The organism is Aquiflexum sp. TKW24L (assembly GCF_023502205.1).
Classification (GTDB): Bacteria; Bacteroidota; Bacteroidia; order Cytophagales; family Cyclobacteriaceae; genus Cognataquiflexum.
The window spans coordinates 86,180-107,055 of the sequence record NZ_JAMFLG010000006.1 but is presented as its reverse complement, the minus strand read 5'-3'; the positions used below and the strand labels follow the sequence as shown (position 1 = coordinate 107,055).

Sequence of the window (20,876 nt, the reverse complement as noted above, 5' to 3'; positions counted from 1 at the left end):
TATGATCCTGATTGCGGATAGTGGTGCCAGCAAGACAGACTGGAGAGTAATAAACAATAATGGAGAAATCAGCCAACACAGAGGTATTGGATTTAATCCCAATTACCAAACAACCGAAGAGATGGCGAAGGAACTTCAGGAGGATTATTTAATAGACATGAGAGACGAGATCGATACCATTTATTTCTATGGTTCGGGTTGCTCTTCACCCAAAAACAGGCTTCAGGTTTCAAATGCCCTCCGTAGTATTTTCAAAAAGGCCGACATCAATGTTGACCATGACCTCATGGCAGCCGCAAGGGCTACTTGCGGAAACAAGCCCGGAATAGCCTGTATTTTGGGTACAGGATCCAATAGCTGTGACTATGATGGAGAATTTATTATCAACAAAAGACCTGCTCCCGGATATATCTTGGGTGATGAAGGTGGAGGCGCTTATATAGGGAGAAAATTCCTTCAGGACTTTATCCATGAAGAAATGCCTAACAAGTTGAGAGAAAAAGTTATCGATATATTCCAATTGGACCCTCAGACGATTATTGAGAATGTGTACCAAAGACCTTTCCCTGGAAGGTATATGGCGAGTTTTTGCAGGTTTATTTCGGAGCATAGCTCAGATCCGTATTGTTATATGCTATACTACAATTCCTTTCAGGATTTTTTCAAAAAAACCATCATGAAATATGATGATTACAAAAATAAGCCGGTGAGTTTCGTTGGATCGATAGCCTTTTACAACAGTGACATCCTCAGAAATGCGGCGTATGATGCAGGCATCCATGTCAGCCTCATTTTGGAAGGACCTATTGCAGGGTTAACTCTATATCACAAAGAACTACTATGAACACTACCGAAAGCAGCTCCCTTTACGACAACCTGGAGAAGATGGATATCATTTCATTGTTGGTAAAAATCAATGATGAGGATAAAAAGGTGGCATCCGCTGTAGAACAACAAATAAAAGCAATTGAAGCCCTAGTCGAAGAGATCGTTCCTCGGATGAAAAAAGGAGGAAGGCTTTTTTATATCGGAGCCGGTACAAGCGGGAGGCTTGGTATCTTGGATGCATCCGAATGCCCACCAACATACGGTGTTCCCCATGATTGGGTGGTGGGAATTATTGCAGGCGGTGATACAGCTATCCGAAAAGCTGTTGAAAATGCGGAGGATGATCCTAACCAAGCTTGGTTGGATATTCAAAAATTCGGAATAAATAAAGAGGATACGGTCATCGGAATCGCGGCGTCGGGCACCACTCCGTATGTCATCGGTGGCGTAAAGGCAGCCAAAACTGCAGGATTGCTTACCGGTTGCATCACCTGCAACAGCGGTTCCCCCCTTGCAAAAGAAGTGGAGTTTCCGATAGAAGTCGTGGTGGGGCCGGAATTTGTGACCGGAAGTACAAGGATGAAATCCGGTACAGCCCAAAAATTGGTTTTGAATATGATCTCAACAACGACCATGATCAAATTGGGCCGTGTCAAAGGCAACAAAATGGTGGACATGCAACTCTCAAACAAGAAACTTGTCCAACGTGGAACGCGGATGATCATGGAAGCTACAGGAGTGGATGAGAATGAAGCCAAAGATTTATTGTTAAAATTTGGATCCGTCCGCACGGGAGTCGAGGCTTTCTTCAATAAGAGTACGCCGGGGCTCTGAAAATAATAGAACTTTACCTATCTTTGCATCCCTTTTAGATTCAGCGACTTAGAATCAGATCCAAAAGGACAAATCTTAATACAGCAGAGATGCTGCAACATAATGAAAAAAGACAATAACAGAAGTACGGGCTCAAGAAGCGAAGGCAGCTCCAAGCCTTACAAAGGAGCGAATAAATCCGACGGTAAAAAGAGCTATTCTGACAAGAAAGATTTTGGGAGCTCGAAGCCATCAGGAGAAAGAAAGTTTGGCAAAAAACCTGATTACTCCAAAGGGGAAGGTTCTGCCCGTCCTTACGGAGATAGAGGGAAATTTGAAGGAAAGAAAGATTATTCCGACAAAAAAGATTTTAAAAGCTACAAGCCTGACGGATATAGAAAATTTGACAAAAAACCAGATTATTCCAAGGGTGAAGGCTCCCCACGTCCATACGGAGACAAGGGAAGGTATGAGGGAAAAAAAGACTACTCTGATAAAAAACCATTTGCGAAATCATCAGGTGAAAAACCTGAACGACGCTTTGGCAGCAGGAGTGATTCACCTTTAAGTAGCAAAAGGTCTGACGAATTTGATGAGTTTGAAGATTTCAATGAAACATCAAATAACAAAGGTCCTAGAAAACCACGATTGGATGAGGATAGATCGGTAAGAAGAGCTGAAAACAGGACTCAATTCCCAAGATTGGAAAAGAAATCCGAACCTACAGAAGAACAGGAATTTGAAGGAATCAGGGACCTCTCAGAAAAGAAAGGTCCGAAAAAATCCAGGTATGATTCAAGTAAAGATTCTGCAAAAGAAATTCCCAAAGAGGAATCATCAAAGCAGGATTTTAATTCAACCAAAAGGTTTTCCAAAGATGAAAAACCTGCTTTTGGAAAGAGAAACTCAGAAGGGGGATTTAACAAAAAACCTGCGTCAGAAGAGGAATTCAAAAGTGTATACCGAGGTAGAGGAAAGGATGAAAAACCCATCTATGAAAAAATCCTCAAATCTGATCTTCCAAAAGAAACAGGATTTCAGAAGAAATTAAGAAAGCCATTTACTGACGATATTTCCGGACAGCGGCCAAACTATAACTTTGAAAAACTGGAGAAAAATCACGGTCCCAAAGTAGCCTCTGATTCTTTGAGGTTGAATAAATTTATCGCCAACTCGGGAATCTGTTCTAGAAGAGAAGCGGATGTCTTGATCCAACATGGAGAAATTCAGGTCAATGGAGAAGTGATCACAGAGTTAGGTCATAAGGTAAACAGGACAGATAAAGTAATCTACAAAGGAAAAAATATCAATCCGGAAAAGCCTGTCTACTTGTTGCTGAACAAGCCCAAGGATTTTATCACCACGACGGAAGACCCGATGGACAGGAAAACTGTCATGCACTTGATTTCCAATGCCTGCGAAGAAAGGGTCTTTCCGGTAGGGAGATTAGATAGAAATACAACAGGTCTATTGTTGTTTACCAATGACGGTGAGCTCGCAGCCAAGCTTTCACACCCATCAAATAATGTCAAGAAAATCTATCAAGTTACCTTAAATCGTCCATTGACTGCCAATGACGAAAAGGAAATCCTTGAAGGTATCACATTGGAGGACGGTCCTGCTAAAGTTGATGACTGCAGGTCCTTTCCAAAGACAGGACTATTCTTGGTTTGGAAATCCATCTTGGAAGGAACAGGATCGTGAGAAGGATATTCGCTCACTTTGGATACGAAGTAGAAGCTTTGGATAGGGTAATCTTTGCGGGATTGGATAAGAAAGATCTTCCAAGAGGCAAATACAGATTCCTATCAGAAAAAGAAGTCATCCAACTCAAATACTTCCTTTGATATATAGCAAATAAAAAGATAAGGCCTTGGATCTCTCCAAGGCCTTTCTTATTGTAATTGGTTTAGCTCTCAAATTACTTCGTTGCAAGCAATTCAGCAAAGCCATCGCTGCTTTTGACGAAGAATTCAACCCTTGAAGAAGGATTCAAACGCTCAAACCTGTATAACTTCTGGAAGCCAACAGAATTGTTAACTCTTTCTTCATGGACCAATTTGTCATTTTCATATACCATAACTGATAGATCAGAAGGCAAAAGAGCATTTACAAGAAGCTTGTAGCTATTTCCTTCGATTTTCTCAAGTTTGGTATAAACCAAAGGAGAGGTTACGGTCTCATTGAGATCCACTTCCAATTGGTCCATGACAACATTGTTTTCATAAACAGCCATGTAGTACACTCCTGCCCTAAGTTTTGAAAAATCATAATACTTCGCAAAGGCATTTTCTGAAACAATTTTGTCTTTTTGGACAAGGAAATTGTTTTCATCAAAAATCTTTACTGTAACTGTTTTGGCTTGGTTCAGTCCATATATAAGCTGAACTCTGCTTTCATCCACTTTTCTAAGTGTTACCATTTTTGCAGTCTTCTCAGAAACTGCCTCGTTTGCCATAGCGCTAACTGAAACGCTTGCAGCAAGAATCATTGTTGCAATGAATGCTTTCATAGTAATAAAATTTAGTTGGTTAAGAAATTTTTTATGAAGTTTACCTCGGGTGGATTTCTCCTTTTTTAAACAATCTGAGGTCGGTTACTCGGGGGCGAGTTGAAGCCGTTTTGTATTTGACTTCGATACAAACTTAGACATAATGCTTATTCATTGCAAATATTTCAACAAAAAATATTTTAATTGCGATTTTGGCAATGAAATAAAATAAATTTTAATGATTCAATAATTACGTTTTATTTCTACGGAATCGATAGCATAAAGAACTTAAATGTTGTTTACTTCTAAAAAACCAAATAATATTTTTTTATTAAATATATATAAAATATTAAAGTATTAAATATTTGCCATCCAAAAAATTAAAAAAAGAGCATAACATGACTGCTATGCTCCCCGGTTTTTCAATAAAAGTTGGTCAGAATCTTAAATTATTTGATGCTTTTCCCTGCTTCGGCTAGCGCTTTTGAGTCAAAACTTCCAAGCAATTCGACGACCATCAGGTCACCACTTTTGTCATTGAGAAGAACCACGACATCACTGATAGTACGATCGCCTTTGGTGAAAATCAAAATCCCATTTCCTTTATCGCTTGTCTCCATCATCAATTCATACCTCTCTTTTTCTAATGCCTTATAAAGCGATTTGAATTCCACTTTTCCGGTCGTGGTACTTTCAGGTAACTTAAACAACTTCACCCTATCTAAGGATTTAATGATTCCTTCAACTTTTGCTTCATCTAATTTCACATTAAATCCTTCAGCAAAATTCATGAAGTTGCCCCCAATGTCCATATGGAAGAAGTCATCATTGGACTTGTATTTTTGATAAAGCGCATCCACACTTTTACTTTGGGCATGAGCCATGTGTGCAAACATGACAAGAGAGACAATTAAGAGTAGTTTTTTCATTGGTTTATGGTTTGTTTATTTCTTTTTATTTCCATTTTGATATTCTTTCATGCCTGGCATATTCGTCTTTTCCGAGAGGATGTTGAGGTCTTGATAGGTAAAACTTCCCAACATACTCAGAAGGGTAAAACTTTCACCTGAACCTGAAATCATCAAAAACTCTTTGACCAAGCCATTTTCTTCCCTCACCATAAATTTGACATTGGAGCCTTTGTCTGCTACGTCCATCAAGTCTTCATACTTGTTCTTATTGAGTGTAGCCATGGCTTCCTGGTAGAGATTTTTTCCGTTGGGTGTGTCTGTAGAAAGGATCCTGATTCCCCGGACTTTGGATATCAGTTCTCCCAAATCTTTAGCATCCTGATCCGAGTTCTCACTTGAGGATTTCAAAAAACCTCCTGCCATCTGCATCATTTTAGGACTGATGTAAACCCTCGAAAAATTCTCATCCTCCATGTACTTGGAAAAGAACTTTGAGATGGCATCATCCTGTGCTTGAACTCCCGATACGAGGAGAGTCAGCATGATCATTGGGATTAATCTTTTTATCATTGTTTTAGCTCTTTAAGGTTGAAAATTTCTTGTGTGGTGTTCAAATGCCTCAACTCCTCCATGGCACTAAGACTCTCTGTTCCTTTTTGCATGTTGGTTTGGATGAGGTTAAAGGCATGCATGACCTGTTCAAATGCTTCTCTTTCGGCCTTTTTTTCGTGATACCTGTAACTAGCTGAACCTACAGCAAAGAAAATAATGAACAGTGCTGCAATTTTTAGCCAATATATTGTTGGCTTTTTCTTGCTATTTTTTATTTGAAAGTCTGTGGGATGAATGGTAGAAATCATTTTGACTCCAAGGAAAAATTTCTTCTCGGCATCAAAACCTTCGACTTTTTGAAGAAGAATTTTGATTTCCCTTTCCTCCTCAAGAGTGGTCTCCCCTTCCCAATATTTTTCCAATAATGCGCTCAACCTATTTTTCATTTTTATGCTTTAGCAAATATTCCTTCAATGTCTTTCTTGCCCTGTGCAAATTGACTTTTACCTGATCCAATGAAACTTCGAGGTATTCGGCGATTTCCTCATAAGTCAATCCCTCCACCTCCCTCAGTTGAAATATTTCCCGTTGTTTCTCCGGAAGGGATTCCAAAAACCTGAAAACCATCTTTACTTCCTCACTTCTGTCGTGACTTTTTTCTTCTTTTGTTTCAAAATCAAAGTCTCCTAAAGGATCAAACTTTTTTGAAACCCGAAAGTGCTGAAGGCTTTCGTTTTTTAGACTTCTGACCATCCATCCTGTGGGGTTTTCCATTTTTTGAAGCTCCTCCTTTCTTAGCCAAGCTTTTTCAAAAACAGCCTGTAATACATCCTGAGCCACTTCTCTGTCTTTGACCCAGAGAAAAGCCATGCGGTACAGTTTGTTTTTTAGAGACCAGATGTGTGCTTCAAAAAAAGACTTCATTCGGGTAGATGATGATTGGGAAAAGGGAATGTTACAGCAATTTCGAAATAAATCTGAACTTTAGACTGAATTTAAATTACCTATAAAATAGTATGCATGCCTACTATTTATTATTTTGCATGGCAATGTTTCAGCAGATAAAGACCGACCAAACCCTAAATGTGAACCAATTGGGCATAAAAAAAGCCCCGAATAATTCAGGGCTTGTGGTGATAAGTGGACTCGAACCACCGACTCACGGATTTTCAGTCCGATGCTCTACCAACTGAGCTATATCACCGATTCCGTTAAAGTGATGCAAATGTAGGTATTTGAAACATTGATCCAAACCATTTGGTTAAAAAAAAAAGGTATAAACTAACCCAAAAACGCTAATACAAACAATATGAGCATATTACCCCAAGTAATTTTTCTCCTTATTTTTGCGGTAGCAGGCTATATTCTATTCAAAAGAGTAAGCTACCTCCGCCGAAATATATTCTTAGGAAAAAGAGAGACGCGTAATGACCTCCCGGATCAGCGATGGAAAACCATGCTGTTGGTGGCTTTTGGACAACAGAAGATGTTCAAAAGGCTTACACCCGCAATTTTGCACCTGATGATATATGTGGCTTTTGTCATCATCAATCTTGAAGTGCTTGAGTTTGTCATCGACGGAATATTCGGAACGCACCGGATATTCGCTCCCTTTTTAGGATCGGTTTATGGTGTCGCAATGAACATCTTTGAATTTTTGGCAATCGCCGTGTTGGTTTCCTGCGTGGCATTTTTGATCCGAAGAAATGTCATGAAAGTGGAGCGCTTCAACAAACCGGAACTGAAAGGGTGGCCGGCAATGGATGCCAATTTGATTTTGGTTATTGAAATCATTCTGATGTTTGCCATTCTGACGATGAATGCCACAGACCAAATCCTGGCTTCCCGAGGCGTTGAGCATTATACCTTATTAAATGGACTGTTTTTCAGCAGTTTTCTTCAGCCCATTTTCCAAGGAATGTCTGATAGTACATTGGTTTTTATTGAGCGGTTTGCATGGTGGTTTCATATCATTGGGATTTTAGCTTTCGCAGTATATGTCACCTATTCCAAACATTTGCACATTTTCCTGGCATTCCCCAATACTTGGTATTCCAATCTGAAGCCAAAGGGAGAAATGATAAATATGCCTGAAGTAACCAACGAAGTCAATATGATGCTTGGGATTGCCACAGAGTCAAATACCGAACCTCCTGCCGAAATCGGAAGGTTTGGAGCTAAGGACATCAATGACCTCAGTTGGGTCAATGTGATGAATGCCTATAGCTGCACAGAATGTGGCCGATGCACCTCGGAATGTCCTGCCAATATCACAGGCAAAAAACTTTCTCCAAGAAAGATTATGATGGATGTCCGGGATCGGGCTGAAGAAGTAGGGAAAAGCTTGGATTCAGGAGGACAGGGATTGGCTGATGGCAAGTCACTCCTTGGAGATTATATAACCAAAGAAGAAATCAATGCTTGCACCTCATGCAACGCCTGTGTGGAAGCTTGTCCCATTAATATAGATCCATTGTCAATTATTCTTCAAATGAGAAGGTATGTGTCGATGGAAGAATCAGCTGCGCCTGCACAATGGAACGCCATGTTTCAAAATATGGAAACGGCATTTTCCCCATGGAAATTCCCACCATCTGACAGGTTCAATTGGGCAGAAAAAGTAAAAAATGAAGAAATAAAAGAGATCTGAGATTTGAGATTTGAGAATTTACGCCACTGAGGCTTAATTTCCTTGAACTCCATTCCAATTGCTCTTTTTCATTAATTCTAAAAAAAATTACGTGAAGTACGTTTCATTAATTAATTATTTTAATTTCTTGTTAATCGGTTCTCGCTTCTTGTTTCTAAGGTCTCATATCTCACATCTCATATCTAAGGTCTAAATAAATGTCAACATATAAAGTACCAACCATGGCCGAAATGGCCGCCTCCGGACAAGCCCTTGAAATTCTTTTTTGGGTGGGCTGTGCGGGTTCCTTTGACGAGCGGTATAAAGCCGTAACACAGGCTTTTGTCAAAATACTGAACAAAGTCGGGGTAAGTTTTGCCGTCCTCGGACCTGAGGAAGCTTGCACCGGCGATCCAGCAAGAAGAGCCGGAAATGAATTTCTTTTCCAAATGCAGGCAGTTGCCAATATTCAGGTAATGAATGGCTATGAGGTTAAGAAAGTCGTGACAGCCTGTCCCCATTGTTTCAATACCATCAAAAACGAATACCCTGCCCTTGGCGGAAATTATGAGGTGATCCACCATTCGCAATTTCTCCAGCAATTGATCAATGAAGGGAAAATCGTCCTACAAGGCGGAGGGGAATTCAAAGGAAAGAAAATCACTTTTCACGATTCTTGCTATCTCGGAAGGGCCAACGATGTCTATGAAGCACCACGTGATGTCATCAGGGCATTGGATGTAGAGTTGGTAGAAATGAAGCGCTGCAAGACAAAAGGGCTTTGCTGTGGGGCCGGTGGGGCTCAAATGTTCAAAGAACCTGAACCCGGGAAGAAGGATATAAATGTAGAAAGAGCTGAGGAGGCATTGGCAACGGGGGCGACCACGATTGCCGTTGGCTGTCCATTCTGCTTGACGATGATGTCCGATGGTGTCAAGAATAAAGAAAAAGAACATGAAGTTAAAGTCTATGACTTGGCAGAAATGCTCGCCAAGGACATGGGCATCTAGGATGTTGCAAATTATTTTTACATAACCCCAATCTTGAAAGTTGGGGTTTTATTTTGATTTTTGTTTGATAAAGAGTACCCGCAAGTAAAAAATAAGCGTTAGGTTAAGGGAACAAAAATAGTCTCCAAACGCTTTTATCTTAGCCAAAAATTCCGAATCATGTACAAACCTTTTGATCAGATGCCAAGCGATGCCAGGATCTGGACTTATACATCTACTAGAAAATTCGATAACAAAGAATTGGAAATCATTTCTTCCAGGCTTTCAAAATTTTGTGAGCAATGGAATACCCATGGTGCATTGATGCCCACTTCTTATGATATCAGGTTTGATCAGGTGATTATTTTAGCAGTCGATGAAAGCCAATTGGGAGCAAGCGGTTGCTCCATTGACTCCTCAGTTAGGTTGCTAAGGGAAATCGAAACTGAAATGAACATCGATCTTCTCAATCAGGGAAAGGTTTCTTTTCTTAACGAAGCTAATAATCTCGAAGTAAATCCAATTCTTGGAATCAAGTCAAAAGTGACAACAGGCATCCTTCATGCCGAAACCATCGTATTGAATCCTGTAATCCAAAGAAAGTCCGATTTGGAAAAAAATTGGAAAATCAGCGCAAAAGAAAGTTGGCTGAACAAATTCTTTGAAAATTAATTTTGATAAATACCCTATATTTAAATCATTAAGAAACATCCAAGATACCTATGAAGCGAATTGCTTTATTTCTTGTTTTGATACCCATACTGCTAGGTGCTTGCACTAGCATGTACCAAAAAGGCCAAAACCAGTTCCAGTCAGGTGAATACCAAATCGCAATCAATACTTTTTCGAAAATTCTTGAAAAAGAACCGGAAAACAAGCAGGCTAATTTTTATGTAGCAGAAAGCTACAGGCTTTCCAATAGGATTGAGGAATCAAAAGCCTATTATGAAAAGGTAGTCGCGGAGGAAGAAACTTTCGATACCTATTTTCGATTGGGTCAAAGTCTAAAAAGCCAAGGCGAATACGATCAGGCTACAGAAGCATTTGAAAAAGCCAAAGGCCTGACTTTGGATGATAAATTTCTCCAACTTGTCAACCTTGAGCTTTCCAATCTCAAGAAAATTGATGAAATCCAGAATTATTGGGAGTTTGTTCAGGTAGAAAATTACAAACTTTTGAATACTCCACTCGCAGAATATTCCCCGGTAGTAAATGCAGGCTTTCTGTATTTCACAAGCAATAGACAAAGCAGTGGCATATATGCCTCCACAGGAACGCCTTACTTGAAAATGTTCCGTACTAGAGCCGAGGGTATAAAAGTAGATGTCCAAAGTATACAGCAACTTCCAGAATTCCGTAATGAGGACAATTTAAACCAAGGCTCGATGGCTGTGAGTCCTGATGGAAACACCTTGATCTACGCCAGGGGAAACTCAACTTCTACAAAAGACCTACCTGATGTTCAGTTGTTTGTATCCTACTTTCGCGGCGGTGGCTACACCCAACCGATTTGGATGCCGGTCAATGAAGATGAGTTTTACACCAATACCACTCCGGCCTTTAGTCCAGATGGAAACGAGCTCTATTTTTCATCTCTCAGACCTGATGGAAAAGGAGGCTTGGATTTGTATAAAGCTACCAAGCTTGCCAACGGAGATTTTGGAAATGCCGTCAATATGGGAAATCAGATCAATACTCCGGGCAATGAAATGTTCCCCTATATCGCTTCCGATGGAAAGATATTTTTCGCTTCAGACGGACATGCCGGATTTGGAAAAATGGATCTATTTGTAGCAGAAAGGACAGAAAATGGCTGGGAAATCAAGAATCTGGGATCAAATATCAATTCTGTGGCGGATGATTTTGGAATATTCTTTACCAAATATCCCATAGAGGGATTTCTTTCTTCCAACAGGGAAGGGGGCTTAGGGGATGATGATATCTACTTTTTTGAGGACAAAACTCCAAAACCAAAAATCGTCAACGTGTTCCTCAATGTAACTACCAAGGAGAAAAAAGACGATGGAACAGAAGTCATTCTACCCCAAGCAAGAGTGGTGCTGTATGACCGAACCAATAAAAACGTCGGAGGCGATTTCTCTAACCAAAACGGAAGACTCAGGTTTACATTAACCCCCGAGGAGAATTTCTCTATTATCGCCTCGAAAAGTGGCTATTTCAGCAAAAGCATTACCTACACGACAATTGGCAAAACTCCCAAACCAGAGGATTTGATCCAAGAGGTCACCAATATCACCCTTGATACTACAGTAGTCTTAGATGCCTTGATATTGGAAAGGTCAATCGTTCTGGAGAATATTTATTATGACCTTGACAAAGCAGATATCCGACCGGACGCAGCGCTTGAGTTGGATAAGCTGGTCAAAATCCTGAAAGACAATCCGAGTATCCGTATTGAGCTGAGCTCGCATGCTGATGCACGTGCAACAGATGAATATAACGATGCCCTGACACAAAGAAGGGCTGAATCAGCTGTAGCATATCTGGTATCTCAAGGAATCGATGCAAGCAGAATGGTGGCCAAAGGATATGGCAAGCGACAGTTGATTATCGCAAATGCCCAAACTGAAGAGGAACATCAGACCAATAGAAGGACCGAATTCAAAGTAATTGGAATCAATGAATAGAAATTTCCAAGAGGAAAAAGCTCCGTTTCGGCTATTCTAAAAAAAAATCGTAAAAAAAGGAGAGGTCAAACCTCTCCTTTTTTTATACTAAGAAATCTAAGTCACTCATATTACCTATAAAAATCTGAGGTCTGTTAGATTTTATTTACAGCCTTCTTTTCTTCTGGTATCGATGATATAAGTGATCTTCCAACCTTCCGGTGTTTTGATCAATTGAAATGAATTGACACCACAATGACTGAAATTATCATTGACATAAAATTCATAAGGCGTCCAAGCTGCTGCCATATCTCCGTCCACTTTGATCTGATAATCAAGGATTCTTTCATCCAAAATTGTGGTAGCCGGAGTAGAACTTATCCTAGTAATAAAATCAGCTACTGAATTAGAACCCAATTCAGAACCATTTTCAGAGGTTTTTACTGTCTGCATGGTAGCATCAGGATGGAAAGCGGCTTGGATCAGGTCAATATTTTTTGATTTCATTCCCTCAAACAAAGAAGCAATCACTTTCCTTACTTCCTCATTTTGCTGTGCAAAAAGGGAGGTGGATGAAAGTGAAAATAAAATCAGTGAAGCAATTAGAATTTTTTTCATTTTTTCTTGATGCTTCCGCCTGTACCGGTTTTTACATTAATTTCGGCGGGATTGCCATCATACTCTACTTTTGCGGCAGTCGCCAACGATCCATTGATGGAGTTTTTTGCCGTAAAACTGATACTAGCAGTGGTATTCCCCAATACATTTACGTTTTCAGCAACTAAATTAAATCCGTCTATTTGAGCATTGGTAAATGCATTTGCCTCCAATTGCTTGACATTTCCATTAACAAAAATCCGGGAATTGGTAGAAGCATTCAAATTTAACTTATCTGCTTCGATTGTGGCTTCCAGGTAAGCATTGTTGGACGTTATCAAATAACCTTCTTTGGCATCCAACCTAGATTTTGCAACTACCTGAGCACTTGAGGTTGCTTCTATGCCTTGAATATCCACATAAGTAACCACCACTCTTACAGCATGGTTTCTATAATTACCCCTTGCAAGTCTTACTTCCAAAACATCTCCAACGACAGATGTTTCTACTTTTCCCACATCGATTCCGCTTGCGGTTATCTCAACTTTATTTTCTTCACCCCTAATCAATTCCGCTTTGATGGCATTGGAAACTTTTACCACATTGAATTCCCTTAAAGGCCTGGTGTCCTTTTGGGTCTGGGCATTGCTGACTCCGACGAAAGCAATCAGGGCAACAAGAATAAGTTTAATTTTCATTTTCATATTTAACGATTGGTTTAGATTCCTCCATATAATTTGAATGTCATATTCCTAAGGGATGGATTATTGACCGCATAGTGCATAGCCTCTGCTATTTCTGACGGACTTACCCATTGGCTAAAGTCAGCTTCAGGCATGGAAGCTCTGTTTTCCGGAGTATCAATGATGCTTGGGACAAATACATGAGCCCGGATCTTTGTATTTTTCACATCCTCCGCAACATAATTGGCAAGTTGTATGACAAGGCTTTTACTCAAAGCATATGCCACAACGTTTTTTCCATCCTCAGGTTGTAAGGCAGGCCGCGCTCCAATGAACAAAAAATCTCCAAAATCAGCTTTCTTCATTAATGGCAAAAAATTTTTGACCATGTTAAATGAAGAATAAAAATTAAGTTTGATCATTTTGTCAAGATCTTCAAGACCCGTATGTTCAATATCAGTACCTGCATATCCTCCTACAAGCAATCCTATGGCATCTACTTCTCCATATTGCATAATAAAGTCATTTGCAAAATCTTTGACACCATTTTCATCCGTAACATCTACCTCATATACATCATCCGCTTCTTCTACTGTTTCCCCTGAACCGGGCAAAACCGTAGCTATAATTCTATAACCTTCCCTCTTAAATTTTTCAACGACTGCTTTTCCCAAATTCCCGGCAGCACCCGTGATAATTAAATTCCTTTCCATAAATCAAAGTTTTTGAGTTTCTATTACTTTTGCCAAAATTAGCCTATATTTTTCTTTCTATGAAAATACAAAAATCCCTTATCCAGACTATTGAGTCCCAAAAGAAAAGGGTCTTTATCCTAAAATTGGTCATTTACCTTTTCCTTCTTCTTGGTGCAAAATTTATCCCTGAAATCCAGTATTCTCTTTCCAAGTTTCCAGGCTTAAACAGCATCCATCGTGCCGTTTTGTTTTTATTGGGCGGCAATATCCTTATTTCACTTGGCAGGATTATCACAGCTCGACTATATATAAGGAAAACAATTGATGAAAAGGTTCATGGCAACTTCCTACTCGGCATTGCCTGGATTTCGAATATACTCAATTCAGTCGTTTTTGTCATAGCAGTAATGCTTGCTTTTGATATCCAGCCTTTGGAATTTTTGACTAGCCTGACCATCGTAGCTGCGGCTATTGCCATCCTCACCAAGGATTATGTCAATAACATCATCAATGGCCTGATTATCATGTTTACAGACCAATTTGCTTTGGGAGATACCATCAAAATCGGCGAAAACACCGGTGTCATTGAGGATATTACATTGCTCAATGTGGTCATTCTGAAGGAAGATGGGTATAAAACGATAATCCCGAACAACCTTGTCCTTGGACTTCAAGTCACTAATTTAAGCAGATTGGACCATAGAAAAATTAATTTTCAAATGGAATTACCCTATCACCAAAAATTTACCTTAGCCGAAATAGAATCCCAACTTACTTCAGCTTTTGAAAAAAGGATTAAAAACAATGAAGTAAGCAATATCAAAGTAGAATTGGTTTCTATCCAAAAGGAAGTTTATAGTATCCTAGTTTCCTTGGATTCCTCTTTGACCCAAGCACAAGATATCAAAATGGAACTGCATCAGTCATTGTTAAATCTTCTGAATGAAGCCTGAAAGAGAAAACTATTTTGACCTGGTCTATCAAGTAGTCAGATTGATCCCAAGAGGAAGGGTGACTTCCTACGGAATCATTGCCAACTATCTTGGCTTGAAGAGTGGTGCCCGCATGGTAGGATATGCGATGAACGCATGCCATGCGCATCCAGATATTCCTGCACATCGGGTTGTCAATAGGAATGGATTGCTGACAGGCAAGCATCATTTCTCCCCACCATATAAAATGCAACAGCTCTTGGAATCGGAAGGGATTGTGGTTGTAAACGATAAGATTCAGAATTTTGACCATCATTTTTGGAATCCTATCGAAATAAAATTGGAAGACTAAATCCTCATTTTTTCGGCTTCAAAACGTATAATTCGTTTTTTTTTATAGATTTTTTACCAAGCCTGAACAAATGTGTATGCTTTTTGCAATATCTATTCTAAATCTTAAGAATATGGAAACAGCATTGAAAAGTCACATCGCAGAAAACCTCCGTAAGCATAGGGTTTTGAGAGGGTATACACAGGAATATATAGCAGAATATTTAGGCAAGAAAGATTATACTGCCTATTCCAGATACGAACAGGGTAGATCTAACCTCAAAATGGAGGATGCCATCAGGCTTGCCGACTTGTACGAGGTGGACGTGCAGGAATTGATTTCAAAAATACCAACCGTAAACCACTTACAGGAGTCGCAAAAAAATCAAAGTGGCTTGGTTTCTATTTTGGTTGACCTTGACGGAAGCTCCGGAAAACTGGAAAGCAACATTCAAAAATTAAAGAAAATCAATGAACTTATCGCAAAGCAGGAACTCTGATTACTTTTTTCTGATCAAATACAGTCCTGTAAACATCAATAATCCATTTAAAATCAGGACTTCAAAACCAAACTTATATCCCCAAAGCAACTCCTGAGAGTTTTGACTGATAGTAAATGCGATTAATGGTGCGGCCACTGCAAGGTATGGCACAAATTTGTCCTTTATTTCCCACTTGGTAAACAAGCCAAAAGCATACAATCCAAGCAATGGACCATAGGTATATCCCGCAATGATAAACACTGAATTGATGACACTTTGGTCATTGATCCATCTGAACATCAATATTACCAAAAACATCAATGCCGTAAAGCCAATATGAACCTGCTTGCGTACTTTGACCTGATCTTCTTTTTTGAATTTCTTTTCTATTTCCAAAAAATCGAAACAAAATGAGGTGGTCAATGCTGTCAAAGTCGAATCAGCACTCGAATAGGCAGCTGCGGTAATACCCAAGATAAATACAATCCCAACAAAGGAACTGAAATAGGTAGTGGCAAGTAGAGGGTACAAATCATCGGATTTGGTGGGAAGTGCGATGCCATTTGTCTCCGCATAGAGGTACAAAAGAACTCCCAAAGACAAGAAAAGCAAGTTGACTACTACCAAGATAATGGTAAACCAAAACATGTTTTTCTGGGCATCTCCGATATTGCGGCAGGTCAGGTTCTTCTGCATCATGTCCTGATCTAATCCTGTCATGACGATGGTGATAAAAGCACCGGAGGCAAATTGCTTGAAGAAATTGGTTCCCGATTTCCAATCCCAATTGAAAATTTCGGAACGGGGATCATCGGCAATGGTGCCTATAAACTGTTTGATTGTCAAAATCCCAAGGTCTTTACCAATCAGATAAATACTGATGACAACTGCCAACAACATAAACAATGTCTGCAAAGTATCTGTCCAGACTACTGTTTTGATCCCTCCGCGATGTGTATACAGCCATATTAATGATACTGTGATCAATACAGAGACCCAAAATGGGATTCCCCAATTGTCAAACAAAACCAATTGAAGTACCCCTGCTACCAAAAATACCCGGATAGAGGAACCCAAAGTCCTTGATAAAATAAAGAAGAAGGCGCCCGTTTTATATGACCAAAAACCAAATCTGGATTCCAAGTAGGCATAAATAGAAACAAGGTTCATCCTGTAATACAGCGGAAGGAGTACCTTAGCGATGACAAAATATCCCAATGTGTAACCCAATACTACCTGGAAATAATGAAAACTGGTATTGCCGACTTCACCCGGAACTGAAATAAAAGTTACTCCCGATAGTGAAGCGCCGATCATCCCAAAAGCAACCAAAAACCAAGGTGATTGTCTGTCTCCTGTAAAAAAAGTGTCTTTGGAAACATTTCTTGAAGTAAACCAAGATATCAAAAACAAGAGCGCAAAATATGATTTTATTACGATTAGAACTAACTTTGGATCCATAGTGGCTTAAGGGTAGATTTCGCTAAATTGCCCATAATTATTAAATTTGCAAAATGAATTACCATACTCAGACATATCCCATGTTAGAAGAGGTCGAGGTCCTTGTAGAGGAAATGATCGACACAGACGAATGCGAATTGGTGGTGTTTAATGATGATTTCAATACTTTTGAACACGTAGCCAAGATCCTTATCAAAGTATGTCAGCATAGCCCTGAACAGGCCGAGCAGTGCACTTTGATCATACACTACAAAGGAAAATGTTCCGTCAAAAAGGGTAGCCGTTCCAAATTGAAGCCCATGTGCGAGGCGATTTTGGACGCAGGAATCCAAGCTACCATCGTCTAACTTTTACAGGAAAAGTGAATTTCCCCTCCAAACTGATTGAAGAAGCAGTCAATGAAATCAGCCGTCTGCCCGGAATCGGCAAAAAGACGGCGCTCAGGCTTGCCCTCCATCTCCTCAAGCAAAAAGAAACCGTCACCGAAGAGCTGACGAAATCCTTGCTTTCCCTCAGAAAAGACATCAAGTATTGCAGCCTATGTCACAACATCTCAGATACTGAGATTTGCAGTATCTGCGCGGGAAGAAGGAGGGAAAGAAGTATCATCTGCGTCGTAGAAGACATCCCGGATGTCCTTGCCATCGAAAATACCTCTCAATATAACGGTCTCTACCATGTCCTAGGCGGTGTGATTTCCCCGATTCAGGGGATTGGGCCGGATGATTTGCAGATCGAATCGCTGATACAAAGGATTGCAAATAGTCCGGAAAATGAAAAGGTAAAAGAGGTCATCCTTGCCTTGCCGGCTACCATGGAAGGGGATACCACTTCATTCTTCATTACCAGAAGGCTCAAGGAATTTGGAGTCAATGTGAGTACCATTGCACGCGGTATTCCTGTCGGCGGAGAATTGGAATATACCGATGAGGTGACCCTGGGAAGGAGTATCCTGACACGTGTAAATTATTCTGCCGAATAGTGATTTTCTTTTGTCTGATCCAAAAGCATTTCTATATTTGCAGACCAATTAAAAAAGGGGGATTGTCCCGATAGCCATCGGGATGGCTAGAACAAAACGTAAATGGGGGATTAGCTCAGCTGGCTAGAGCACTACGCTGGCAGTGTAGGGGTCATCGGTTCGAATCCGTTATCCTCCACCAAAGGCTCACAGAAATGTGGGTCTTTTTTTTATGCATTCAAAAAAATAATTAGCAAACGCTGCCAGTGCAGGGGTCATCGGTTCGAATCCCTGCCTGTCGTAGTGCAGGCGTTATCCTCCACCAAAGACTCACTGAAATGTGGGTCTTTTTTTTGTCGTGGTAGCTAGAAATATTAGGCCGCTTATCCCCTACTTCCTACAATTAGAAAAAATATTGTCCCTAAATTTTTTGTCATTTTTTAGGATGTCAAAGTAGGCGGTCAGGAATTTTTTGGTGGTCTCCTGTTCATTGGGACTCAGCATGGGGGAGACTTTGCCGTAGGCATTCCAAATGTTGTTTTCGATGGACAGGTAATGTTCCCTTGTATTTTGAAACAAGCCCTCCTCTCTGCATAATCCCCTATAATACCGTTCGGTCACGGAATTGATCGGAATCAGGGGATTGACCACGGCATATGGGGCATTTACAAATCCGGCCATGTCAAAATCATAGCACAGCGGAATGTAGGATTTGTTGGGCAGTTGCATGACGGCAACGTTATGTTGGGCCGTTGTCGACCAATCGGTATTGGCTATCATAAACTGGAAAAATTCCTGCCTGATAGTGACTGTGTCCATAAATCTAAAGGGGTTGATCTCCATCTCTTTTTTCATGGTTGCTTCAAACCTATCTGCGATTTCGGAATCATCTTCGATCAGAAATGCTTTGATTTCGAATGATTTTTCCTGCTTTCCGCCTCTGTCTGTGAGGGTGATATTGACCAATCTTGTATGGAAATGATAGGGAGTAACTTCCTCATACATTTTATAAATCATGTATTCCTTTAAAGTCAGGTCAGCTGCCATCTTGTTGTTTTGACAGGGCATGACCAGTTTCAGGGTTTTGTTGCCTTTAAAAATCGACCCTTCTCTATCTTTTTTAGCAATCTTGATTTTGAGTGGTGTAAAGAAGCAATGGTCTTTTCGGAAGTTTCCCCGGGCAAACAAGTCTATTTTCAGGGAATCCCATTCGCCTGTTTTGTCTTTGTAGTAAAGCCATTCTTGTGATACAGCTTGTTCTTTGTCTGATTTCTTGATGTCTTTGAATGAAAAGCCCAATTTAAGATCCAAGACCTCTTCACTCCTGAAAAGTTTGGAAACGTCTTCTTTCTCCTGAGAAAAGGAATCAGAGATTGAAAAAAGAAAAGCAATAATAAAAATTGGGAGCACTATCTTATAGTGAAGAGCCTTATTTTCCGAATGGCTACTTGTTGAATTTTTGAAAGTTCTTTTGGAACAAGAACCTTCCGGAGATGCGGGTATTGAAAATATTTTTTTCATAAGGTTTCAATTTTTTTCATCACAACTAAAATTCTGAAGCAATCCTAATCCATAATCAAATTACATGAACACCAACATATAGATCAAAAAAGTAATGACCCCTACAACTAATCCTAAAATGAATACATTGTAAGCATAGCCTAGAAGTTTGTATTTCCTGTTCAAAACTTTGCCTTGGTAAAATAGGGCAATGGACATTTGTTGGTGTATTTCTTTTTTAGAAGGAAGGATACGGTCTATTTCTTCCAGGTATTCCTCGAGGTTATAGGTAGAACTTTCCCCAAAAAACAGCATGCTGGATTTTCCCTTTTCCTGTGTTCTTTGATTTTTGCCAATGATTTTTGGTTTAGCTGCACGCACTGCCAAAATGGTGGAAAATAGGCAGGTGCAAAGCAAAAGTAAAATCGGAATGAGGGTTAGCGGACCCTTAATATCCAATTGGTTGGAAATGGTGCCGTAGCCGGTGATGGCGATAATGGAGGAGATCACAAGTGCATTGATACTGATGATCATATTTGCCTTATTATCGGCAATCTGAAGCAAGTTGCAGTTGTTTTTGAAAGTGACTCTAAAGAAAGTCTGTCTCTCTCTTTCCGTTTTATCTTTTATTTTCTTTTCAGTGATATTTTCTTCCATAGATTGATGAATTGTCAATCATGAAAATACAAAATAATTTTCCAACAAATCTCTATCCAAAAACAAAATGATTATTCAGGGTGCGATCCAGTTTTTTTTCCAATCATTCCCTTCCAAAGAAAAGAGGATTCTTAAATGTTCGTTCCCATTCAGTTGTAGCGCTTCGATTTCGAATGGCCTGATTTGGATGACAGTAAAATTTGAATCCGTCATAGGTTCATTCCAGCTGTAGGCCCCACTTGGATCTCGAATGACTGTGCCGGGCGATAACATCTGGTTGTAGGATTTTTGGGCTTCGCCTTGGATGTTTGACCAAAATGCAGCTTTCGTCTTCCCTCCCGATATGATTTCTGCTTTGCCTTTCACCTTGACTTGGGTGCGTTTGTGAGGATGATAAAACAAAAGAACCATATCTGGATTGGTGTGCAGGTGAGCCACTTTTGAGCTCCGCGCATCTGTAAAAACAAAAAAATTCATTTCTTGATCGATAGTTCGGAGAACCACATACCGGGCATCAACTCCATTTTCTGATTGTGTTGCAAGCGTAACAAAACGAAAAGGATGCTTGGCGTCCAATGCGCCACGGTGCAGTTCATGCTTTACTGTTTGAAAAACTTCCTCTACTGAATTCTTTTGAGTGAATAGCATATATTTTGATTTGTTGATTCAGGATGTAAACCTGATCCGAAGATATTGGTTTGGGGACCAAACAAAAAACCTACACAGAATCTGATTCCG

25 protein-coding genes and 2 tRNA genes are annotated in these 20,876 nt (G+C 39.9%); 14 read left to right on the top strand and 13 right to left on the bottom strand.

Translation table 11 applies throughout. The features are described from left to right. The first annotated feature begins 1 nt into the window (after position 1). The 4 genes from M3O96_RS05995 to M3O96_RS22185 all read left to right on the top strand — a co-directional run bounded on the left by M3O96_RS05995 (position 2) and on the right by M3O96_RS22185 (position 3,488). A complete protein-coding gene (locus M3O96_RS05995; RefSeq protein ID WP_249719392.1) occupies positions 2-844 on the top strand; it encodes an N-acetylglucosamine kinase in 843 nt (280 codons plus the stop codon). Beyond that, positions 841-1,662 (top strand): N-acetylmuramic acid 6-phosphate etherase, encoded by an 822-nt coding sequence (gene murQ, locus M3O96_RS05990; RefSeq protein WP_249719391.1) that lies wholly within the window; start codon positions 841-843, stop codon positions 1,660-1,662. The genes M3O96_RS05995 and murQ overlap by 4 nt, the downstream gene beginning before the upstream one ends. A gap of 102 nt (positions 1,663-1,764) precedes the next feature. Beyond that, entirely contained in the window at positions 1,765-3,345 is a 1,581-nt protein-coding gene (locus M3O96_RS05985) for a pseudouridine synthase (RefSeq protein ID WP_502798901.1), read from the top strand. Beyond that, a complete protein-coding gene (locus M3O96_RS22185; RefSeq protein WP_502798900.1) occupies positions 3,342-3,488 on the top strand; it encodes a hypothetical protein in 147 nt (48 codons plus the stop codon). The genes M3O96_RS05985 and M3O96_RS22185 overlap by 4 nt, the downstream gene beginning before the upstream one ends. Positions 3,489-3,562: 74 nt before the next feature. On the opposite strand, the gene M3O96_RS05980 is transcribed toward M3O96_RS22185, so the two are convergent. The 6 genes from M3O96_RS05980 to M3O96_RS05955 form a co-directional block, all read right to left on the bottom strand. Next, on the bottom strand, positions 3,563-4,153 hold the full coding sequence (locus M3O96_RS05980; protein ID WP_249719390.1) for a hypothetical protein: 591 nt from the start codon (positions 4,151-4,153) through the stop codon (positions 3,563-3,565). A 428-nt stretch (positions 4,154-4,581) separates the two neighbouring features. After that, entirely contained in the window at positions 4,582-5,061 is a 480-nt protein-coding gene (locus M3O96_RS05975) for a DUF4252 domain-containing protein (protein ID WP_249719389.1), read from the bottom strand. A 15-nt stretch (positions 5,062-5,076) separates the two neighbouring features. Then, positions 5,077-5,613, bottom strand: coding sequence for a DUF4252 domain-containing protein (locus M3O96_RS05970; protein WP_249719388.1), 537 nt, complete (start codon positions 5,611-5,613; stop codon positions 5,077-5,079). Then, entirely contained in the window at positions 5,610-6,041 is a 432-nt protein-coding gene (locus tag M3O96_RS05965; protein ID WP_249719387.1) for a PG0215 family putative anti-sigma factor, read from the bottom strand. Before M3O96_RS05965 ends, M3O96_RS05970 begins: the two co-directional genes overlap by 4 nt. Continuing rightward, entirely contained in the window at positions 6,031-6,519 is a 489-nt protein-coding gene (locus M3O96_RS05960) for a GFO_1088 family ECF-type sigma factor (protein ID WP_249719386.1), read from the bottom strand. The genes M3O96_RS05965 and M3O96_RS05960 overlap by 11 nt, the downstream gene beginning before the upstream one ends. 207 nt (positions 6,520-6,726) lie before the next feature. After that, positions 6,727-6,799: transfer RNA gene (locus M3O96_RS05955), tRNA-Phe, on the bottom strand. Positions 6,800-6,904: 105 nt separating this feature from the next. Between M3O96_RS05955 and M3O96_RS05950 the strand changes: the two genes are divergently transcribed. From M3O96_RS05950 to M3O96_RS05935, 4 genes are all read left to right on the top strand, one after another. Next, positions 6,905-8,245: a 4Fe-4S dicluster domain-containing protein gene (locus tag M3O96_RS05950; protein WP_249719385.1), complete on the top strand. Its 1,341-nt coding sequence runs from the start codon at positions 6,905-6,907 to the stop codon at positions 8,243-8,245. A gap of 197 nt (positions 8,246-8,442) precedes the next feature. Beyond that, positions 8,443-9,234, top strand: coding sequence for a (Fe-S)-binding protein (locus tag M3O96_RS05945; RefSeq protein ID WP_249719384.1), 792 nt, complete (start codon positions 8,443-8,445; stop codon positions 9,232-9,234). Positions 9,235-9,393: 159 nt separating this feature from the next. Then, complete coding sequence (locus M3O96_RS05940; protein ID WP_249719383.1) at positions 9,394-9,885, top strand: hypothetical protein; 492 nt, start codon at positions 9,394-9,396, stop codon at positions 9,883-9,885. A 50-nt stretch (positions 9,886-9,935) separates the two neighbouring features. Then, positions 9,936-11,861 (top strand): CHU_0125 family OmpA-like outer membrane integrity protein, encoded by a 1,926-nt coding sequence (locus tag M3O96_RS05935; RefSeq protein ID WP_249719382.1) that lies wholly within the window; start codon positions 9,936-9,938, stop codon positions 11,859-11,861. Between the two features lie 141 nt (positions 11,862-12,002). On the opposite strand, the gene M3O96_RS05930 is transcribed toward M3O96_RS05935, so the two are convergent. From M3O96_RS05930 to M3O96_RS05920, 3 genes are read right to left on the bottom strand one after another with little or no spacing between them, the layout of a single operon-like run. Then, positions 12,003-12,458 (bottom strand): nuclear transport factor 2 family protein, encoded by a 456-nt coding sequence (locus M3O96_RS05930; RefSeq protein WP_249719381.1) that lies wholly within the window; start codon positions 12,456-12,458, stop codon positions 12,003-12,005. After that, on the bottom strand, positions 12,455-13,135 hold the full coding sequence (locus M3O96_RS05925; RefSeq protein ID WP_249719380.1) for a head GIN domain-containing protein: 681 nt from the start codon (positions 13,133-13,135) through the stop codon (positions 12,455-12,457). The genes M3O96_RS05930 and M3O96_RS05925 overlap by 4 nt, the downstream gene beginning before the upstream one ends. 20 nt (positions 13,136-13,155) lie before the next feature. Further along, positions 13,156-13,833 carry an SDR family NAD(P)-dependent oxidoreductase gene (locus M3O96_RS05920; protein WP_249719379.1) on the bottom strand — a complete coding sequence of 226 codons (678 nt, stop codon included), beginning with the start codon at positions 13,831-13,833 and terminating at the stop codon, positions 13,156-13,158. Between the two features lie 59 nt (positions 13,834-13,892). Between M3O96_RS05920 and M3O96_RS05915 the strand changes: the two genes are divergently transcribed. From M3O96_RS05915 to M3O96_RS05905, 3 genes are all read left to right on the top strand, one after another. Next, a complete protein-coding gene (locus tag M3O96_RS05915) occupies positions 13,893-14,768 on the top strand; it encodes a mechanosensitive ion channel family protein (protein ID WP_249719378.1) in 876 nt (291 codons plus the stop codon). Then, a complete protein-coding gene (locus M3O96_RS05910) occupies positions 14,758-15,099 on the top strand; it encodes an MGMT family protein (protein ID WP_249719377.1) in 342 nt (113 codons plus the stop codon). Before M3O96_RS05915 ends, M3O96_RS05910 begins: the two co-directional genes overlap by 11 nt. Positions 15,100-15,211: 112 nt before the next feature. Next, the gene (locus M3O96_RS05905) at positions 15,212-15,577 is read left to right on the top strand and encodes a helix-turn-helix domain-containing protein (protein ID WP_249719376.1); all 366 of its coding nucleotides are present in this window, start codon (positions 15,212-15,214) and stop codon (positions 15,575-15,577) included. Here the strand turns inward: M3O96_RS05905 and M3O96_RS05900 are convergent, their stop codons facing one another. Beyond that, positions 15,578-17,020 carry a sodium:solute symporter gene (locus M3O96_RS05900; RefSeq protein ID WP_249719375.1) on the bottom strand — a complete coding sequence of 481 codons (1,443 nt, stop codon included), beginning with the start codon at positions 17,018-17,020 and terminating at the stop codon, positions 15,578-15,580. Between the two features lie 53 nt (positions 17,021-17,073). Between M3O96_RS05900 and M3O96_RS05895 the strand changes: the two genes are divergently transcribed. The 3 genes from M3O96_RS05895 (at position 17,074) to M3O96_RS05885 (ending at position 18,183) form a co-directional block, all read left to right on the top strand. Continuing rightward, entirely contained in the window at positions 17,074-17,367 is a 294-nt protein-coding gene (locus tag M3O96_RS05895) for an ATP-dependent Clp protease adaptor ClpS (RefSeq protein ID WP_249719374.1), read from the top strand. Between the two features lie 14 nt (positions 17,368-17,381). Continuing rightward, entirely contained in the window at positions 17,382-18,002 is a 621-nt protein-coding gene (gene recR / locus M3O96_RS05890) for a recombination mediator RecR (protein WP_249719491.1), read from the top strand. Between the two features lie 104 nt (positions 18,003-18,106). Then, positions 18,107-18,183: transfer RNA gene (locus tag M3O96_RS05885), tRNA-Ala, on the top strand. 188 nt (positions 18,184-18,371) lie between these two features. Here the strand turns inward: M3O96_RS05885 and M3O96_RS05880 are convergent. From M3O96_RS05880 to M3O96_RS05870, 3 genes are all read right to left on the bottom strand, one after another. Then, a complete protein-coding gene (locus tag M3O96_RS05880) occupies positions 18,372-19,502 on the bottom strand; it encodes a hypothetical protein (RefSeq protein ID WP_249719373.1) in 1,131 nt (376 codons plus the stop codon). A 60-nt stretch (positions 19,503-19,562) separates the two neighbouring features. Next, a complete protein-coding gene (locus M3O96_RS05875; protein ID WP_249719372.1) occupies positions 19,563-20,138 on the bottom strand; it encodes a Pycsar system effector family protein in 576 nt (191 codons plus the stop codon). 75 nt (positions 20,139-20,213) lie between these two features. Further along, complete coding sequence (locus M3O96_RS05870; protein ID WP_249719371.1) at positions 20,214-20,786, bottom strand: pyridoxamine 5'-phosphate oxidase family protein; 573 nt, start codon at positions 20,784-20,786, stop codon at positions 20,214-20,216. Positions 20,787-20,876: the final 90 nt, after the last annotated feature.

Bases quoted from the DNA above. Each gene is read 5' to 3' on its own strand.
- M3O96_RS05950 (WP_249719385.1), top strand. From the start codon at position 6,905: ATGAGCATATTACCCCAAGTAATTTTTCTCCTTATTTTTGCGGTAGCA.
- M3O96_RS05985 (WP_502798901.1), top strand. From the start codon at position 1,765: ATGAAAAAAGACAATAACAGAAGTACGGGCTCAAGAAGCGAAGGCAGC.
- M3O96_RS05965 (WP_249719387.1), bottom strand. From the start codon at position 6,041: ATGAAAAATAGGTTGAGCGCATTATTGGAAAAATATTGGGAAGGGGAG.
- M3O96_RS05910 (WP_249719377.1), top strand. From the start codon at position 14,758: ATGAAGCCTGAAAGAGAAAACTATTTTGACCTGGTCTATCAAGTAGTC.
- M3O96_RS05880 (WP_249719373.1), bottom strand. From the start codon at position 19,502: ATGAAAAAAATATTTTCAATACCCGCATCTCCGGAAGGTTCTTGTTCC.
- M3O96_RS05935 (WP_249719382.1), top strand. From the start codon at position 9,936: ATGAAGCGAATTGCTTTATTTCTTGTTTTGATACCCATACTGCTAGGT.
- M3O96_RS05940 (WP_249719383.1), top strand. From the start codon at position 9,394: ATGTACAAACCTTTTGATCAGATGCCAAGCGATGCCAGGATCTGGACT.
- M3O96_RS05920 (WP_249719379.1), bottom strand. From the start codon at position 13,833: ATGGAAAGGAATTTAATTATCACGGGTGCTGCCGGGAATTTGGGAAAA.
- M3O96_RS05895 (WP_249719374.1), top strand. From the start codon at position 17,074: ATGAATTACCATACTCAGACATATCCCATGTTAGAAGAGGTCGAGGTC.
- M3O96_RS05900 (WP_249719375.1), bottom strand. From the start codon at position 17,020: ATGGATCCAAAGTTAGTTCTAATCGTAATAAAATCATATTTTGCGCTC.
- M3O96_RS05980 (WP_249719390.1), bottom strand. From the start codon at position 4,153: ATGAAAGCATTCATTGCAACAATGATTCTTGCTGCAAGCGTTTCAGTT.
- M3O96_RS05915 (WP_249719378.1), top strand. From the start codon at position 13,893: ATGAAAATACAAAAATCCCTTATCCAGACTATTGAGTCCCAAAAGAAA.
- M3O96_RS05945 (WP_249719384.1), top strand. From the start codon at position 8,443: ATGTCAACATATAAAGTACCAACCATGGCCGAAATGGCCGCCTCCGGA.
- M3O96_RS05930 (WP_249719381.1), bottom strand. From the start codon at position 12,458: ATGAAAAAAATTCTAATTGCTTCACTGATTTTATTTTCACTTTCATCC.
- M3O96_RS05970 (WP_249719388.1), bottom strand. From the start codon at position 5,613: ATGATAAAAAGATTAATCCCAATGATCATGCTGACTCTCCTCGTATCG.
- murQ (WP_249719391.1), top strand. From the start codon at position 841: ATGAACACTACCGAAAGCAGCTCCCTTTACGACAACCTGGAGAAGATG.
- M3O96_RS05975 (WP_249719389.1), bottom strand. From the start codon at position 5,061: ATGAAAAAACTACTCTTAATTGTCTCTCTTGTCATGTTTGCACACATG.
- M3O96_RS05925 (WP_249719380.1), bottom strand. From the start codon at position 13,135: ATGAAAATTAAACTTATTCTTGTTGCCCTGATTGCTTTCGTCGGAGTC.
- M3O96_RS05905 (WP_249719376.1), top strand. From the start codon at position 15,212: ATGGAAACAGCATTGAAAAGTCACATCGCAGAAAACCTCCGTAAGCAT.
- M3O96_RS05875 (WP_249719372.1), bottom strand. From the start codon at position 20,138: ATGGAAGAAAATATCACTGAAAAGAAAATAAAAGATAAAACGGAAAGA.
- M3O96_RS05870 (WP_249719371.1), bottom strand. From the start codon at position 20,786: ATGCTATTCACTCAAAAGAATTCAGTAGAGGAAGTTTTTCAAACAGTA.
- M3O96_RS05960 (WP_249719386.1), bottom strand. From the start codon at position 6,519: ATGAAGTCTTTTTTTGAAGCACACATCTGGTCTCTAAAAAACAAACTG.
- M3O96_RS05995 (WP_249719392.1), top strand. From the start codon at position 2: ATGATCCTGATTGCGGATAGTGGTGCCAGCAAGACAGACTGGAGAGTA.